Below are 16,916 nucleotides of genomic sequence, written 5' to 3'. Positions count from 1 at the left end.
CTGGTTAGTTAATACATTAATTTATATTGCACAAGTGGATAATTAAGTGTAAAAAAGTACAAACTTTCGCATGAAATACCAACAATTTGAGTTACACTCTGTCAACGTAACTCCTTTCATATCTAGGCAGGAATAGGACCGATGAAAAAACTGCTTCCTTTTTTAGTGAGTGCAACCCTTGGTAGCTTTAGTATTAACGCATGGGCCGATGATCTTGCACAAATTTATGATCAAGCAAAACAAAATGATCCGCAATTGCTCAGTGCTGCTGCTCGTCGTGAAGCCGCTTTTGAAGCAATCAATTCGAGCCGTAGTTCGTTGTTACCACAGATTAACTTAACGGCTGGGTATAACCTCACTCGTAGCGATGTTGATGCGCGCGATAGCGATCGCCTATCAGCAGGCATCAGTTTTGCTCAAGAACTGTATAACCGCTCAAGTTGGGTATCATTAGATACTACTGAGAAACAAGCTCGCCAAGCCGATGCACAATACGCCGCCGTACAACAAGGATTGATGTTGCGCGTCGCTCAAGCCTACTTCGAAGTGTTGAGTGCACAAGATAACTTAGAATTTGTCCGTGCCGAAAAAGCCGCTGTGGCACGTCAGTTAGAACAAACTAAGCAGCGTTTTGACGTTGGGCTCTCAGCCATTACGGATGTCCATGATGCACAAGCGCAATACGATAGTGTTTTAGCACAAGAAGTTTTAGCGGATAACACCTTAATCAATAGCTATGAATCTTTGAGAGAAATTACTGGGCAAGGCTATTCGCAATTAAGCATTCTTGATACTCAACGCTTTTCAGCCAGCCGTAATACGGAATCAATGCAGGCATTGATCGAGCGAGCTCAGCAACAAAACTTAGCCTTGCTTTCTTCGCGTATTGCTCAAGATGTGGCAAAAGATAATATCGCTCTCGCCAGTTCCGGTCATTTACCGTCGTTGAAGTTAAACGGTGGTTATAATTATGCGCGTGAGTCGAATAGCAATAATTCCGCGAATAATACCGATTTTAACGATTTTACCATTGGGCTAAATCTCAATGTTCCGCTGTATACGGGTGGTAACGTAACGTCATTAACCAAACAAGCCGAACATGCGTTTGTCGCCGCAAGCCAAGAGTTAGAAGCGACCTTCCGCAGTGTGGTCAAAGATGTGCGCGCCTATAACAACAATATCAACGCTTCAATTGGCGCATTACGTGCTTATGAACAATCGGTGATTTCCGCTCGTTCTGCCCTAGAAGCAACCGAAGCCGGTTTTGAAGTTGGTACTCGGACGATTGTTGATGTATTAGATGCAACGCGACGTCTGTATGATGCCAACCGTAATCTCTCTTCAGCGCGCTACGATTATATTTTGAATCGTCTACAACTTAGTCAAGCAATTGGCTCTCTCAGCGAACAAGATATTCTCGATATCAATGCTGGACTACAACGCGTGAGTCGATAAAGCAATCCCAAAATGAAATAAGGGGCTTCAATTGAAGCCCCTTATTTTTATGCGCTTACGCACTGAAAACACAGCGATTGGCTATCTCCATCGAGATCACCGTCGTTAACCTTTACCGCCTTTAATCGCCTTGATAATGTCTGTGGTCGAACAGCCTTCTTCGAAATTCAGTACTTTCACTTCACCACCCGCAGCAATCACTTCTTCACCACCAGCGATATCTTCAGGTTTATAGTCGCCACCTTTAACTAAAATGCTTGGTAACACTTCTGCAATTAAGCGCTGCGGAGTATCTTCGCTAAATGGAACCACCCAATCTACGGCACCTAGCCCGGCTAGTACCGCCATGCGACGATCGGTTGGATTGACCGGACGCCCTGGGCCTTTCAAACGTTTCACCGACTCATCGGTATTAACCGCTACAATTAAGCGATCGCCAAGCTCTGCTGCATGGTTCAAATAAGACACATGTCCAGCGTGTAAAATATCAAAACAGCCGTTAGTCATGACAACTTTTTCACCGCGGGCTTTAGCTTTTTTGACCGCTTCAATCAGCGCACTTTCACCAATAATGCCAAAATCCGCCTCTTTGCTGCCATGAATGGCTTCAGCCAATTCAATCGTCGATACCGTCGAAGTTCCCAGTTTTCCAACCACAACGCCAGCGGCAGCATTGGCTAAAACACACGCTTCATCCAAAGATTTACCTGCAGCCACCGACGCAGCAAGCACCGAAATCACCGTATCACCAGCACCGGTTACATCAAAGACTTCTTTGGCTTGCGTTGGCAAATGGAAAGGCTCCATACCACGACGCAACAAGGTCATACCATGCTCACTGCGGGTCACCAACAACGCTTGTAGATCAAACTGTTCAATGAGCCCCAAGCCTTTTTCAACCAACTCTTGATCCGACTTAACTTTTCCTACTACCTGCTCAAACTCACCCATATTCGGTGTCAATAAGGTTGCACCACGATAGCGTTCAAAATCAGCCCCTTTAGGATCAATAAACACTGGGACATTGGCCATGCGTGCTTTTTGAATCAACTGCTGAACGTGCTCCAAAGCGCCTTTCGCATAGTCAGATAAAATCACCGCGTTCACGCTCGTCAGAGAACGTTCCATGCGCGACAGGATCAGCTGAGCATCAATATTCTCAAATTTGTCTTCAAAATCGAGACGGATCAATTGCTGTCCACGACTTAACACTCGTAATTTGGTGATGGTGGGGTAATCAGCTAAACCAACGAAGTCACACTGCACATTCAGCGAGGTTAATTTTTCTTGCAGCACTTGTGCTGGCTCGTCAATGCCAGTTAAACCTATGATATGCGCCAAACCACCTAAAGAGGCAATGTTCATCGCCACGTTAGCAGCGCCACCAGGACGCTCTTCGTTATGCTCAACTTTTACCACTGGCACTGGCGCTTCAGGGGAAATACGTCCCGTTGGACCATACCAATAACGATCAAGCATGACGTCACCAATGATAAGCACACCCGCTTTGCTGTAGTCAGGTAGGATTGGTTTCATTATCGATCTTCTCCACTATTAATCTATGGCGCAGTGTAACATAGCCCTCTATCGGCAAACTACTTTGAGTTACCGCTAAGCGGTGTCAGTACGACCAATCTTTATCGGGTTCAGTAGGCAGCGTTTCCTCGCTGACAGCGTTCAGCCTAACCAGTGATGCCAAGTTTCAATCACCCATTCTCGCTGAGCTACCCATTGTGCTTCATCCACATCCACATCCGCATCAAGATTCAATAAGTTACGATGATGGATTTGATCTCGCATCTCGGTATACGCGCGAGTTAATGCCTCAGCTGATGCGGGATCCAGTACCGCTTCGTTCATCAACGATTCAAAAATACGCACATTATCCGACCAACGCGTCAACTTTGGATGCTGATGACTATAACGTAAGACAAAATATTGCGCGAGAAACTCAATATCGGTGATCCCACCTTGATCGTGCTTTAACATGAAACGTCCGGCTTTTTTGCTGGCCAAGTGTTGACGCATTTTGTCACGCATCTCGACCACTTGTTGTTGCAAAGTGTTTGGATCTCGCGGCAAACAGAGTACAGAATGTCTGACATGATTAAATTTGGCTTGTAAATCCGCTTCACCGTAAATCATTCTTGCTCGGACCAAGGCTTGATGCTCCCACGTCCAAGCCTCTTGATGCTGATAATCGGCAAAAGCGTCTATCGAGCTGACCAATAACCCCGAAGCGCCGGAAGGACGTAGACGGGTATCGACTTCGTACAAAATACCGGAAGCGGTACGGGTCGAAAAAAGGTGAATGATCCGCTGAGCAAGACGTAGATAAAATTGTCGCCCATCAATCGGCTTGATCCCTTGAGTCATGGAAGAAGCCGGACAATCATGAATAAAGACAATATCTAAATCGGAGTTATAACCCAGCTCCCAGCCCCCCACTTTGCCATACCCTACCACAGCAAAGCCTTTACCAGCTTGTTGGGTTAAATGATCCGGCACACCATGTTTGGCACTGACTTGCAACCAAGCTTGATTAACGACGGCATCGACGATGGCTTCAGCTAAATACGTTAAATGATCACTGACTTTCATCACTGGCAACACACCCGCGATATCAGCAGCAGCGATTTTCAATATCCCGATCTGCTTAAATTGACGCAGCGCTTCCATTTGCTGCTCCATGTCCTCTTCTGGAATACGAGCAAGAAAATCACGCAGCTCGGTTTTATAACTACCAAGATCGATCGGATGATAAAGATGCTGCGGATCAATCAACTCATCCAATAAAATCGGGTAACGAGCCAGTTGCTCGGAAATCATCGGGCTGGCTGTGCACAAACGAACCAGTTGATGTAGTGCTGCTGGATATTCATCCAACAGCTCTAAATAGGTGGTGCGCGTGGCAATACTATTAAGTAAATGCAGCACTCGCGCTAAACCAAATTGCGCATCGGGATGAGAGAATATGGCTTGATAAACCTTAGGCATTAAGCGATTTAATACCTCTCGGCCACGTGGACCAATGGTTTTTTTAGCTAAATCCTGTTTAAACGTTAAGCAGCAATGTGCCAAATTCGATGGCTCTTCAATTGCTAACTCCTGCCTAAAAATAGGTAAAATCACATCCAGCTTATCTGCCATGTCCCACAATTCATGAAAATGCTCAGCCGTTGTGCTTTCTTCATCGTCATCTTCACCGATCAAAGTGATAAACACGTGATGAACTTGCGTCATATGATGTTGTAACTGGCTAAGTAACGCATCCCAACATCCATAACCCATCGCAATAGCGAGACGCAGTTGATCGTCTTCTTTCTCTGGCAGCGTTTGCGTCTGTTTGTCTTCCATGGCCTGTAATAGATTTTCTAATCGGCGCAAAAAACGATAAGCGGCCACTAACTGCGCGACTTGTTCGGCGGTTAATAGTTCAAGTTCGGCAATCGCCTGTAGTGTTTCTAACAATCCTCGCTGGCGCAAACTGGGCTCTCGTCCGCCACGAATGAGCTGGAAAACTTGGGCAATAAATTCAATCTCCCGAATACCACCAGCACCCAGTTTAATGTTATTACTCAATCCACGACGACGTACCTCACTACGGATCATCGATTTCATTCGCCGCAACGATTGAATAGCACTAAAATCGATATAACGACGAAATACAAAAGGCCGCAGCATTTGCCGTAGTTCTTGATACTGATGATGCATTTCACGGCCCATCACCCGCGCTTTGACCATCGCATAGCGTTCCCAATCTCGTCCTTGTTCTTGGTAGTAATCCTCTAATGCGGCGTAGCTCATCACTAAAGGACCACTTTCGCCAAACGGACGCAAACGCATATCAACCCGATAACAAAAACCATCGAGTGTCGGTTGATCAAGCATTTTTATGATCCGCTGGCCTAAACGGGTAAAGAACTGTCCGTTATCAATACTGCGCCTGACGCCTTGAGTTTGACCGTTTTCAGGATAAGTAAAAATCAGATCGATATCCGAAGAGAAATTGAGCTCCCCACCACCTAATTTACCCATGCCGATAATCAGCATCGGTTGAGCCTCACCTTGCGCATTGCATGGCGTTCCCCACTCTTGACAGCACAGTGAATATTGCCATTGATATGTCTCGACGATCAGCGCTTCCGCCAGTTCAGAAAGATGTTCAAGGCTCTGCTCGACAGGCCAAGTGGCTAAAAAATCACGCCAAGCAATATAGACCATCTCTCGATAACGAAACTGACGTAAAATCCGTTGTCCGGTTTGTTCATCAGGGCACGACGTTAATAAAGCCTGTAATCGCTCGCGATAAGTCTCTGCTCTCGATTCACTTTGTAACCAATTAGGAAATTCATCGACCAGCCACTCATCACGAGAGAAGGTCTGGGTGACAAAACGGCTCAACGTGGTCACATAACGAAGTGATTGCTGTAATTCAGACGGCCACTGACTCAGCTTCGGCTGCTCAGCAAGCAACTGTTGGTAGGCGTTATCGGCATGAATCATTAAGTGTTCGGGGAGCTGCATAAATCATCCTTGTCTCTCATCATCGACTCACTCTATCGCAGTCTGAGATAAATAAAAACGCCCACTAAACAGTGAGCGTCGTTGATATCAATTAATCTGAACCGATCACACCTTGAAGACGGTGATCTTGCGATCCAGCTCTTCAGCATTATTTTGCATCAGCTCAGAAGTTTCCAGCAACTCACTGACTACCGTGACCGATGCTTCGACTAACTCTCTCACATTGGTGATATTTTGATTGATCTCCACCGCGACACTGCTTTGTTGCCCCGCTGCTGTCGCAATCTGTAAGTTCATCTCATTGATGAGTTTGACTTGTTGGACAATACCGTCCAACTCTGTGCCGGCATTGGTGATTAATTCAACGCCATCAGCCGCTTCAACAACACTTTTTTCCATTAAATCCACTGCCGAGTTAGCACTGCTTTGTAGATGGCTAATCATATCTTGAATTTCAACCGTTGCCGTCTGAGTACGCTGAGCTAAGTTACGAACTTCATCGGCAACCACAGCAAAACCACGCCCCGCCTCGCCAGCACGAGCGGCTTCAATCGCGGCATTTAACGCCAATAAATTGGTTTGTTCAGAAATACTTTGAATGGTACCGACCACACTGCCAATCGCAACGACTCGCTCTTCAACTTGGTTTACGGCCGAAGCTGAAGCGGCAATATCTTTTGATAACTGATCAATTTTATGAATGGTTTTTTGGACAAACTGCTGCCCCGTAGCCGCACTATGAGAAGCGGTCTCGGTCAATGAAGACGCACTTTGTGCATGATCGGCGACCGTTTGTACCGTTGACGACATTTGATTCATCGCCGTAGCAATTTGGTCAATCTCATGAAACTCTTCCTGCGCGGAGTCTTTCGTCTCTGACATACTGATTGTCATGACTTCCGTCAAGGTGGTTAATTCTTGTGATGTGGTGATCTGCACTTTGATTAAATCTTGCAGTTGGCGGCGAGTTTTCTCTAGCTCACGAGCAACATCACCATACTCATCTTTACAGTCCATAAAAATAGGTTCGGATAAATCGCGTTCAGCCATCTGCTTGATTGACTGACTAAGAAATTGGGTTTGCCGTAACATCACTCGCGCGGCAAACATCAGTAATGAAACAAAAGTGACAATCATAAACCCGGTTTGCCAAATGACTTGGACGATGTAGGTATCATAATGCAGTTTGGCAATTTCCGTGCTTTGAGTCGCAGCAAGTAAAGAGTCATAGAACAAGCTCGCATCCCACAGTTGCTTGCCGATCACTAAAATCGTACTAAAAAACATTAGCATGACCATTTTAGGGATCAAACGTATGTCTGTGATCACCCGTTCCCACGGTTTAAATGCCATCCTCGCCATGACTGATTCTCCACTCCGTTTTTAATGCTCGCCCATCATGGTTGTGATACCCACCTACCACGTATGAATTATTTCGAGCTTCGTATGAAATTAATACTATCAAAAACCAGCGGCTCTCGATGTGTATTACCTCGCGAATTTGCAGATTGATGGTGTGATTTGTCTAAGCCGATGGATTATGCATTACACCCTCTCTAATGCAGTATATCTCCAACCATCACCGTTTTTATCGGCGACACATCAAATGGCTACAATGGAATACACCAGCGGTTGCGCTATTTGTGAGTTAACTCTAGTTTTTCAATAAAGAAGGGAGTAATGGAAAGGTAGGCTCAAAGTGGCACATTCCCGAAGCGAAAGTTCAGGAATGTGCTTGATGAGCGTATACCCAAACGACTTGAAGTTGCAGGTAGGCGGCAAGTGAGTGAATCCCCATGAGCATAGGCAAACTATGTGATTGGGGTGAACGAACGTAGCCAACACCGCTGCAACTGCAAGTACGAAGGGGATAGGCACTATTCACGCCAATAAGGCGTTGCTTCTATGCCAATGCGACGCGTTTGCTCCATGGCGTGCAAAATAGAGTTTTCTTGACGATTAAGCCAACGGGTTAACTGCTCTTGATCTTGTTCATCTTGCAACAGATCAAGCAGTTGCTCTAACGTTTTTAAGGTTAATAAGTCATCGATACCATGTAATAAATCAATCCATGGCATCCGAAACGCTAAACGCTGCTCGGCATCATATAAACGCGCGAAACTGACCCCAGTATAAAGCGCGCGTATCAAACGATATTGCTGTTCAATATAATCATCAGCTGAGAGTGCCTCTTCTGGCGGAAAAACCTCAACCAACTCTGCCCACGCTCGGTCAAGCTGTTTCACAGAAAAAGGCCCCACCAGTCGAGCCATTCGCTCACGAGCTTTATCATCCAAAAACGGCTGCCATCCGCGGGTTAAAATCCAACGGCTGAGATCCAGCAATAATGCAGTATAACGAGCACTGTGCAACAGTTTTAATGACGCTTCACGTTGAGGTAAGGCTTCTTGGCGCTGCTTAAGCTCGTTGACTAAAAACTTACGGGCATCCAGCTTACGTAACGCATAGCCCTTATCTTTGAGTAAGTCTTCTAGATAGTCATACTGTTTTAACCACGCCAATTCACCATCTAACCATTTAAGTTCTTGACGTAAAATCGCACTGGCTCGGCGTGGAACAATACCACCGTATACGCTGAGTAATTGGCGAATAAAACTGATTGCATGACGAATCTCATGCAAAGCGGCTATCGAGTCTTGTTCGGTGTAAATTTGTTCATGGCGATGCCAATGAGCAAGAGCGTGCTCGAGTGAGCGAATAAAGCAAGACTCAACGTTATCATTGCTCTGGGTATTCACCAGTGTGAGCCCTTGCACCTCATCACCTTCGTACCCCATCGCTAAACGATAACCTTTTGCGGCTTTACTTTGGTTCCCCAACCGCATACCACCTTGTTCTGAGAGGTGACGAGCAAGCAAAAACAGAGCATCTATCTGCCCCGATTTAAGCTCTAACTCAACCTCACAAATCGGCGTTTGCTGATCCCCAGCCTCGACAACGCCTTGATCAAACGCCACTTCAATTTGACTACCATCATTCATGGCGACTAGCCACTGTTCACGGGTAAAATTGGTCGAAAATAAAGCGACCAATTGCGATTGCAGCGTTTCAGCATCGCGCCCTTGAGGCCAAATATCTTCAGGATGTAGGGTTAAATCGGGATGATTGCCCGTGTGCTCTGCATTGTATTCCGGCCTTTGATGCAGGCCTGCAACGACTCGTCCTGCAGTTTTGACGGTTTGCACGTACACCTCATCAAAACGACGAATACGTAGCCCAATATCGTGTTGACGTAACCAATGGTCAGCAGAATCAAAATAGGTGTTACCCAGTTGCCGACAATGGTGCTGAAGCACTTTGGTTTCGGAAATTTTATTACGCAAAACGTCTGAAAAATCAGGAGAAACAAAAAACTTCAGTTCTATCTCGGTTTCCATAGTTATACCTTTCACAGCAGATAGCGACAGGATATTGCCTAATAGACAGCGGGGCAAGTGAGAAATATCGTCCTATTGATGATCTAAAACAGTTTTAATGATTCTATTATTAGGTTACCATGCGCGCCTTTATAGCCAACGCTCAACATTTCACCAGGCTATCGTGGTGTCTGTTCTTTCTCGGTTATAGTAATTAGGTTGAATGACCATGCCAGTAAATACCATTATGGGGTTATTTGCAAAGTCCCCAATTAAGCCTTTGCAACGACACGTTGTGTGTGTCAATGAATGCTGCTCGCACCTGATCAACTTCTTTGAAGTTTGTGCTCAAGGTGATTGGGAAAAAGCGGCAGAAATACGTGCACAAATTTCTCATTTAGAGAAAGAAGCCGACGTGTTAAAACGCGAAATTCGTCTGAAACTCCCTCGCGGTCTGTTTCTGCCGGTTGATCGTACTGACATGCTTGAGCTTCTCACTCAACAAGATAAGCTGGCAAATCTTGCTAAAGACATTTCTGGCCGTGTTTACGGTCGTCAGCTTATTATCCCTAAACCTCTCCAAGATAATTTCCTCGCTTATGTTCAACGCTGTCTTGACGCGGCGACACAAGCACAGAAGGTGATCAATGAACTTGACGAGTTATTGGAAACCGGATTTAAAGGTCGTGAAGTCACGCTCGTGGCGGAAATGATTAATCAACTGGATGTCATAGAAGATGATACGGACAACATGCAGATTCGCTTACGCCAACAGTTAATGGCTATCGAGTCAACCATGAATCCGATTGACGTCATATTCTTGTACAAAATCTTTGAATGGGTCGGCGGTATCGCTGATCAAGCTCAGCGAGTCGGTGCTCGACTTGAACTGATGCTTTCCCGTTCTTAAATCATTTAAGTTAACCAAATAACTAAGAGTCATAATCGTGTTTCCCACCATTCAAGCGCTGACTATATTCTTGCGCTAATGGTTTTTTTCGTGCCTAAAAAGCACCACGATGAGTCTCCGCTTGTTATCAACAACTAGGTATTACGATGGATATCCTTGCGAACTACGGCATTGTCCTGATTATTGTTGCAGCGATCTTCGGTTTATTAATGGCCATTGGTATTGGTGCAAATGACGTCGCCAATGCGATGGGCACATCTGTTGGCTCAAAAGCTCTCACCGTCAAGCAAGCGATCATCATTGCGATGATCTTTGAATTTGCTGGCGCTTATTTAGCCGGAGGCGAGGTCACCGATACGATTCGCCAAGGCGTTATTGACACCACCCTGTTTGCCGATCAACCAGACCTGCTGGTCTATGGCATGATGTCATCCCTGCTCGCCGCAGGTACTTGGCTGCTTGTTGCCTCTTATATGGGCTGGCCAGTCTCAACTACCCATTCGATTATTGGTGCGATTATTGGTTTCGCAACAATTTCTGTCGGTACAGAAGCTGTTGATTGGAGCTCAGTACAAGGCATCGTTGGCAGTTGGGTTATCACGCCATTTATTTCCGGCTTATTGGCTTACGCTATTTTTGTCAGTGCACAAAAACTGATCTTTGATACAGAAACGCCGCTGATTAATGCCAAGCGTTTCGTCCCCGTTTACATGTTTATTACCACCATGGTGATCGCCTTAGTGACCATTAAAAAAGGCTTAAAACATGTTGGGCTGCACTTAACCAGTAGTGAAGCTTGGATCTGTTCGATTCTGGTTTCAGGCATTGTCATGGTTATTGGCTATCTGTACATTTATAAGAAATTTGCCGATACCGAAGAAAACCATGGTTTTTCTAATGTTGAGCGTATTTTCTCTGTTTTAATGGTCATTACCGCCTGTGCGATGGCGTTTGCCCATGGTTCAAACGATGTCGCGAATGCGATTGGTCCCCTAGCCGCGGTGGTTTCTACGGTTGAAAGCCTAGGTAATGTCGCGTCTAAAAGTGCGATTGCCTGGTGGATATTACCACTCGGTGGTATCGGGATTGTGATCGGCCTTGCGACACTGGGTCATAAAGTGATGGCTACCGTCGGAACAGGGATCACTGAATTAACACCAAGTCGTGGTTTTGCCGCTCAGTTAGCTACCGCTTCGACGGTGGTACTCGCTTCAGGTACTGGCTTACCGATTTCAACCACTCAGACCTTAGTGGGTGCGGTGTTAGGGGTAGGCTTTGCTCGTGGCATCGCGGCGCTCAATTTAGGTGTGGTGCGTAATATTGTCGCGTCATGGATTGTGACTTTACCCGCCGGTGCTTTACTGGCCGTGATCTTCTTCTATGCGATTCAAGCGGCGTTTACTTAATCGATTCGTCAATCCAATGTAAACGGATTGTCATTATTGACTCAAACGCACAGAAAGGGAGGCTCAGCCTCCCTTCTTTGTTGCGCCGCGCGCAGAAAGTTTTTACTATTTGTAAAACAAACCTTAAGACTGATAATAAAGTCGTACATAACCCTATTGCGCGCCCATCAACAGAATGAGATGATTCAAAGCTCTCACGCGCAATATTGACCATAATTAAGGGATCTACCGTGAAAAAACTCATCTGCATGGTGCTATTTTCTTTATTAGCAGCACCAGCGCTCGCTCAAGACCGTTATGTCGCAGATAAACTGTTTACTTATATGCATTCTGGCCCAAGTAATCAGTTTCGTATTATTGGATCGATTGATGCGGGAGAGAAAGTTAAACTGCTCAACACCGATAAAGAGACAGGTTATAGCCAAATTGTTGATGAACGAGGACGCAATGGTTGGATAGAAAGCCGCTTTGTAACTCGTGAAGTCAGTATGGCGGTTCGTCTGCCGCAACTTGAAAAAGAACTTAAAGAAGTAAAAAACCAACTGGCTAATGCTCGCCAAAATGCCGATAGTGAAAAAGCCGGACTGGTCGATTCATTAGAAATCCGTAACAAACAAATCGCCGATCTAGAGCAAAGTTATAGCGATATCAGTCAGCAACTGATTGCTTCGCAAACTGAAATCCGTGAACTGCGTGCTCGCCTAGATACCCAAAAAGAGGATTTACTCTTGAAATACTTTATCTATGGCGGTGGCGTTGCTGGCGGCGGCTTGCTGTTTGGTCTAGTGCTGCCACACATTATCCCTCGCCGTAAACGTAATCCGGCCGGATGGGCATAATGACACGAACAACGGTCACCTAAGGTGGCCGTTTTTGTCTTCGCACTTGTTTTCTCAATAAGGAGCCTCTGTGCAAGTTTATCTCGTCGGTGGCGCGGTGCGCGATCAATTACTCTCTTTGCCAGTACATGATCAAGATTGGGTCGTCGTCGGCAGTAGTCCAGAGCAAATGCGTCAAGCCGGCTATCAAGCGGTCGGTAAAGATTTCCCTGTCTTCTTACACCCTAAGACAAAACAAGAATATGCTCTGGCTCGTACCGAGCGTAAAACAGGATCAGGCTATACCGGATTTGCTTGTTATTACGCCCCAGATGTCAGTCTTGAAGAAGACCTCGCTCGGCGCGATCTGACCATCAACGCCATAGCACAAGACAACACCGGCAAGCTGATTGATCCCTATGGGGGTCAGCGTGATTTACACAACCGTCTATTACGCCACGTTTCTGATGCCTTTATCGAAGATCCGCTTCGCGTCCTTCGCGTCGCACGATTTGCGGCAAAGTTGGCGCACCTTGGGTTTGTGATTGCTAACGAGACAATGCAATTAATGACACAGATCGCTCAATCTGGAGAGTTACATCATTTAACCGCGGAGCGCATCTGGCAAGAGTGGCATAAATCGCTTTCGACCGCGAATCCAGAAGTCTTTCTCTCTACACTGCGCGAATGTGGGGCGCTGGCGATCATATTACCTGAAATTGACCGCTTATTCGGTGTCCCACAGCCCAAGCAGTGGCACCCTGAAATAGATACCGGAGTACACACGTTAATGGTCGCCGCACAAGCGGCAAAGCTCTCTCCATCCATTGCGGTGCGTTTTGCTGCGCAAGTACATGATGTAGGTAAAGGCGTAACACCGCAGAATGAATGGCCAAGCCACAAAATGCACTGCCATACCGGAGTTAAGATTATTAACGCGTTATGCGAACGTGTCCGCATTCCTAATGAGTGCAAAGATCTAGCATTATTAGTCTGTGAGCAACATTCAAACATTCATCGAGCGGCAGAGCTTAAAGCAAGCACCAAACTTAAGATACTCGACATACTCGATGTCTGGCGTAAACCCGAGCGTTTGCATGACGTTTTGCTCTGTTGTCAGGCGGATCACGCTGGTCGATTAGGCTGCGAAGCAAACGCTTATCCGCAACGCGATCTCTTTCTTAATGCTTATCAAGCGGCTCTAAGTGTCGAGGTACAGCAGGTGATCGCTGATGGTTTTCAGGGAAAAGCTATTAAAGAAGAGCTTAATAAACGACGAATACAAGCGATTAGCGCAGCGGCATAAGCCCTACTGCACCGGCCTTGTACTTATCTTCAATATAAAAAAACGCCCTGCTATGCAGGGCGTTCTCTAAGCAATAATGCTAAGCCGTATCCAAAAGGATTACGCTTGGCCTTTCACTTCTTTTAGACCGTTGAAAGGAGCACGACCCGCTAGCGCTTCTTCAATACGGATCAATTGGTTGTACTTAGCAACACGATCAGAACGGCTCATAGAACCCGTTTTGATTTGACCTGCAGCAGTACCTACCGCTAGATCAGCAATCGTTGCATCTTCAGTTTCGCCTGAACGGTGAGAGATAACAGCAGTGTAACCAGCATCTTTCGCCATCTTGATAGCAGCCAATGTTTCAGTTAGTGAACCGATTTGGTTAAACTTGATCAGGATTGAGTTAACAATACCTTTCTCAATACCTTCTTTCAGGATCTTAGTGTTGGTTACGAACAGATCATCACCCACTAATTGCAGCTTGTCACCAAGTAGTTCAGTTTGGTGCTTGAAGCCATCCCAATCTGACTCATCAAGACCGTCTTCGATAGATACGATTGGGAACTTGTTAGCTAGCTCAGCAAGGTAGTGGTTGAACTCTTCTGAAGTGAAGGTTTTACCTTCACCTTTCATGTTGTAGATGCCGGCTTCTTTGTCGAAGAACTCAGATGCTGCACAGTCCATCGCTAGAGTGATGTCTTTACCTAACACGTAGCCAGCCGCTGCAACCGCTTCTGCGATAACTTCTAGCGCTTCAGCGTTAGATTTTAGGTTAGGAGCGAAACCACCTTCGTCACCAACAGCAGTGTTGTAGCCTTTAGATTTAAGAACTTTAGCTAGGTTATGGAACACTTCTGCGCCCATACGTACTGCTTCTTTTAGCGTTTTTGCGCCAACAGGTTGGATCATGAACTCTTGGATATCTACGTTGTTATCGGCGTGCTCACCACCGTTGATGATGTTCATCATTGGTAGAGGCATAGAGAATTGACCAGGAGTGCCGTTTAACTCAGCGATGTGCTCATACAAAGGCATACCTTTAGCGGCAGCGGCTGCTTTCGCGTTCGCTAGTGATACCGCAAGAATCGCGTTCGCACCAAACTTAGATTTGTTTTCCGTGCCATCAAGGTCGATCATCACTTGGTCAATCGTCGCTTGATCTTTTGCGTCTTTACCGACAAGAGCATCAGCAATTGGGCCATTAACCGCAGCAATCGCTTTAAGAACACCTTTACCTAGGAAACGAGACTTGTCGCCGTCACGTAGCTCAAGCGCTTCGCGAGAACCAGTAGATGCACCAGATGGAGCAGCTGCCATACCAACGAAACCGCCTTCTAGGTGTACTTCAGCTTCTACTGTTGGGTTACCACGTGAGTCGATGATTTCACGACCTAGAACTTTAACGATCTTAGACATTAATGTTTCCTCTCATTGAATTTAAATGTCAAAACTAAAAGGATAGCCGCACAACTTAAGCCGCTACCCATATCCTTTTACTTTAATTCACCGCGTTGGAACTGACCGGCTGCTTTCACAAAACCTGCAAATAATGGATGACCATCACGAGGCGTCGATGTGAATTCTGGGTGGAATTGAGCCGCAACAAACCATGGATGAGCTGGGTTTTCAATCACTTCCACCAGTTTCTTGTCTGCTGACAATCCAGACACTTTCAAGCCTGCTTTTTCAATTTTTGGACGAAGATGGTTATTCACTTCATAACGATGGCGATGACGCTCATGAATCGTCGCGCTACCATAAAGCTCATAAGCTTTGGTGCCTTTCGTCAAGTGACAAAGCTGCGAACCTAAACGCATGGTGCCGCCCAAATCGGAACTTTCGGTACGCTCTTCTACGTTACCTTCACCATCAACCCACTCGGTAATTAAGCCTACCACAGGGAATGGGGTTTCTTTGTTAAATTCTGTTGAATGCGCGCCTTCCATACCTGCAACATTACGTGCGTATTCAATCAACGCCACTTGCATCCCCAGACAGATACCTAAATAAGGGACATTATTTTCACGTGCATATTGAGCAGCAAGGATTTTACCTTCAATACCACGATCACCAAAGCCACCTGGAACCAAAATAGCGTCAACACCTTCTAAGATTTCAACACCTTTGGTTTCAACATCTTGCGAATCGATGTATTTGATATGCACGCTTAAACGGTTTTTAAGGCCCGCGTGTTTCAGTGCTTCGTTAACCGATTTATACGCATCCGGTAACTCGATGTATTTGCCGACCATGCCAATCGTCACTTCACCCGTTGGGTTAGCGTCTTCATAAATGACTCGTTCCCACTCGGTAAGATCGGCTTCTGGAGCGGTAATACCAAAACGTGCACATACCAAGTCATCTAAACCTTGTGACTTGATAAGCTGAGGAATTTTGTAGATCGAATCAACATCCTTCATTGAGATAACGGCTTTTTCAGGGACGTTACAGAATAGAGCAATTTTCTTACGCTCATTCGCAGGGATCACTCGATCACTACGACAAACCAGAATATCAGGTTGAATACCAATCGAGAGTAGCTCTTTAACGGAATGTTGGGTTGGTTTGGTTTTTACTTCACCAGCGGCAGCAAGATAAGGCACTAACGTCAGATGCATAAACATCGCCCGCTCACGACCGACTTCGATCGCTAACTGACGGATAGCTTCCATGAAAGGTAAAGACTCGATATCACCGACGGTACCACCAACTTCAACAATCGCGATTTCATGGCCTTCAGAGCCAGCAAGAACACGATCTTTGATCGCATTGGTAATATGAGGAATAACCTGAATCGTTGCACCTAGGTAATCACCACGACGCTCTTTACGCAATACATCAGCATAAACACGACCAGCAGTAAAGTTATTGCGCTTAGTCATTTTGGTACGAATAAAACGTTCGTAGTGACCAAGGTCAAGGTCAGTTTCAGCGCCATCTTCCGTGACAAACACTTCACCATGTTGGGTTGGGCTCATTGTGCCCGGATCAACGTTGATGTAAGGGTCAAGCTTCATCATGGTCACTTTAAGACCACGAGCTTCTAAAATCGCCGCAAGCGATGCTGCTGCAATACCTTTACCTAGAGAGGATACAACCCCGCCAGTAACAAAAATATAATTTGTTGTCATG

General features: G+C 45.9%; 11 protein-coding genes. 5 read left to right on the top strand and 6 right to left on the bottom strand.

Annotated elements, in window-relative coordinates; all coding sequences use genetic code 11:
- The first annotated feature begins 141 nt into the window (after nucleotides 1–141).
- Nucleotides 142–1,455: an outer membrane channel protein TolC gene (tolC, locus tag CAG60_RS10870; protein WP_161438929.1), complete on the top strand. Its 1,314-nt coding sequence runs from the start codon at nucleotides 142–144 to the stop codon at nucleotides 1,453–1,455.
- Between the two features lie 105 nt (nucleotides 1,456–1,560).
- Here the strand turns inward: tolC and hldE are convergent, their stop codons facing one another.
- From hldE to CAG60_RS10850, 4 genes are all read right to left on the bottom strand, one after another.
- Complete coding sequence (gene hldE / locus CAG60_RS10865; protein WP_161438928.1) at nucleotides 1,561–2,991, bottom strand: bifunctional D-glycero-beta-D-manno-heptose-7-phosphate kinase/D-glycero-beta-D-manno-heptose 1-phosphate adenylyltransferase HldE; 1,431 nt, start codon at nucleotides 2,989–2,991, stop codon at nucleotides 1,561–1,563.
- A 141-nt stretch (nucleotides 2,992–3,132) separates the two neighbouring features.
- Nucleotides 3,133–5,982 carry a bifunctional [glutamate--ammonia ligase]-adenylyl-L-tyrosine phosphorylase/[glutamate--ammonia-ligase] adenylyltransferase gene (gene glnE / locus CAG60_RS10860; protein WP_161438927.1) on the bottom strand — a complete coding sequence of 950 codons (2,850 nt, stop codon included), beginning with the start codon at nucleotides 5,980–5,982 and terminating at the stop codon, nucleotides 3,133–3,135.
- A 105-nt stretch (nucleotides 5,983–6,087) separates the two neighbouring features.
- Nucleotides 6,088–7,344: a methyl-accepting chemotaxis protein gene (locus tag CAG60_RS10855; protein ID WP_161438926.1), complete on the bottom strand. Its 1,257-nt coding sequence runs from the start codon at nucleotides 7,342–7,344 to the stop codon at nucleotides 6,088–6,090.
- Nucleotides 7,345–7,859: 515 nt separating this feature from the next.
- Entirely contained in the window at nucleotides 7,860–9,380 is a 1,521-nt protein-coding gene (locus tag CAG60_RS10850; RefSeq protein ID WP_161438925.1) for a CYTH and CHAD domain-containing protein, read from the bottom strand.
- 208 nt (nucleotides 9,381–9,588) lie between these two features.
- On the opposite strand from CAG60_RS10850, the gene CAG60_RS10845 reads away from it, so the two are divergent.
- The 4 genes from CAG60_RS10845 to CAG60_RS10830 all read left to right on the top strand — a co-directional run bounded on the left by CAG60_RS10845 (nucleotide 9,589) and on the right by CAG60_RS10830 (nucleotide 13,799).
- A complete protein-coding gene (locus tag CAG60_RS10845) occupies nucleotides 9,589–10,269 on the top strand; it encodes a TIGR00153 family protein (RefSeq protein WP_161425902.1) in 681 nt (226 codons plus the stop codon).
- 146 nt (nucleotides 10,270–10,415) lie between these two features.
- Nucleotides 10,416–11,675 carry an inorganic phosphate transporter gene (locus CAG60_RS10840; RefSeq protein WP_158138894.1) on the top strand — a complete coding sequence of 420 codons (1,260 nt, stop codon included), beginning with the start codon at nucleotides 10,416–10,418 and terminating at the stop codon, nucleotides 11,673–11,675.
- Between the two features lie 230 nt (nucleotides 11,676–11,905).
- Entirely contained in the window at nucleotides 11,906–12,514 is a 609-nt protein-coding gene (locus CAG60_RS10835; RefSeq protein WP_154170138.1) for a TIGR04211 family SH3 domain-containing protein, read from the top strand.
- A 70-nt stretch (nucleotides 12,515–12,584) separates the two neighbouring features.
- Nucleotides 12,585–13,799 (top strand): multifunctional CCA addition/repair protein, encoded by a 1,215-nt coding sequence (locus tag CAG60_RS10830; protein WP_161438924.1) that lies wholly within the window; start codon nucleotides 12,585–12,587, stop codon nucleotides 13,797–13,799.
- Between the two features lie 99 nt (nucleotides 13,800–13,898).
- Here CAG60_RS10830 and eno read toward each other — a convergent pair whose 3' ends face one another.
- Nucleotides 13,899–15,200 (bottom strand): phosphopyruvate hydratase, encoded by a 1,302-nt coding sequence (gene eno / locus CAG60_RS10825; RefSeq protein WP_004394305.1) that lies wholly within the window; start codon nucleotides 15,198–15,200, stop codon nucleotides 13,899–13,901.
- Between the two features lie 77 nt (nucleotides 15,201–15,277).
- Nucleotides 15,278–16,915 (bottom strand): CTP synthase, encoded by a 1,638-nt coding sequence (locus tag CAG60_RS10820; RefSeq protein ID WP_154170134.1) that lies wholly within the window; start codon nucleotides 16,913–16,915, stop codon nucleotides 15,278–15,280.
- Nucleotide 16,916: the final 1 nt, after the last annotated feature.

This window comes from Vibrio sp. V33_P6A3T137 (assembly GCF_009904835.1).
Classification (GTDB): Bacteria; Pseudomonadota; Gammaproteobacteria; order Enterobacterales; family Vibrionaceae; genus Vibrio; species Vibrio metschnikovii.
Note: the sequence above shows the minus strand (reverse complement) of the source record. Positions and strands in the feature narration are given on the sequence as shown.

Bases quoted from the DNA above. Each gene is read 5' to 3' on its own strand.
- tolC (WP_161438929.1), top strand. From the start codon at position 142: ATGAAAAAACTGCTTCCTTTTTTAGTGAGTGCAACCCTTGGTAGCTTT.
- CAG60_RS10850 (WP_161438925.1), bottom strand. From the start codon at position 9,380: ATGGAAACCGAGATAGAACTGAAGTTTTTTGTTTCTCCTGATTTTTCA.
- eno (WP_004394305.1), bottom strand. From the start codon at position 15,200: ATGTCTAAGATCGTTAAAGTTCTAGGTCGTGAAATCATCGACTCACGT.
- CAG60_RS10855 (WP_161438926.1), bottom strand. From the start codon at position 7,344: ATGGCGAGGATGGCATTTAAACCGTGGGAACGGGTGATCACAGACATA.
- CAG60_RS10845 (WP_161425902.1), top strand. From the start codon at position 9,589: ATGCCAGTAAATACCATTATGGGGTTATTTGCAAAGTCCCCAATTAAG.
- glnE (WP_161438927.1), bottom strand. From the start codon at position 5,982: ATGCAGCTCCCCGAACACTTAATGATTCATGCCGATAACGCCTACCAA.
- CAG60_RS10840 (WP_158138894.1), top strand. From the start codon at position 10,416: ATGGATATCCTTGCGAACTACGGCATTGTCCTGATTATTGTTGCAGCG.
- CAG60_RS10820 (WP_154170134.1), bottom strand. From the start codon at position 16,915: ATGACAACAAATTATATTTTTGTTACTGGCGGGGTTGTATCCTCTCTA.
- hldE (WP_161438928.1), bottom strand. From the start codon at position 2,991: ATGAAACCAATCCTACCTGACTACAGCAAAGCGGGTGTGCTTATCATT.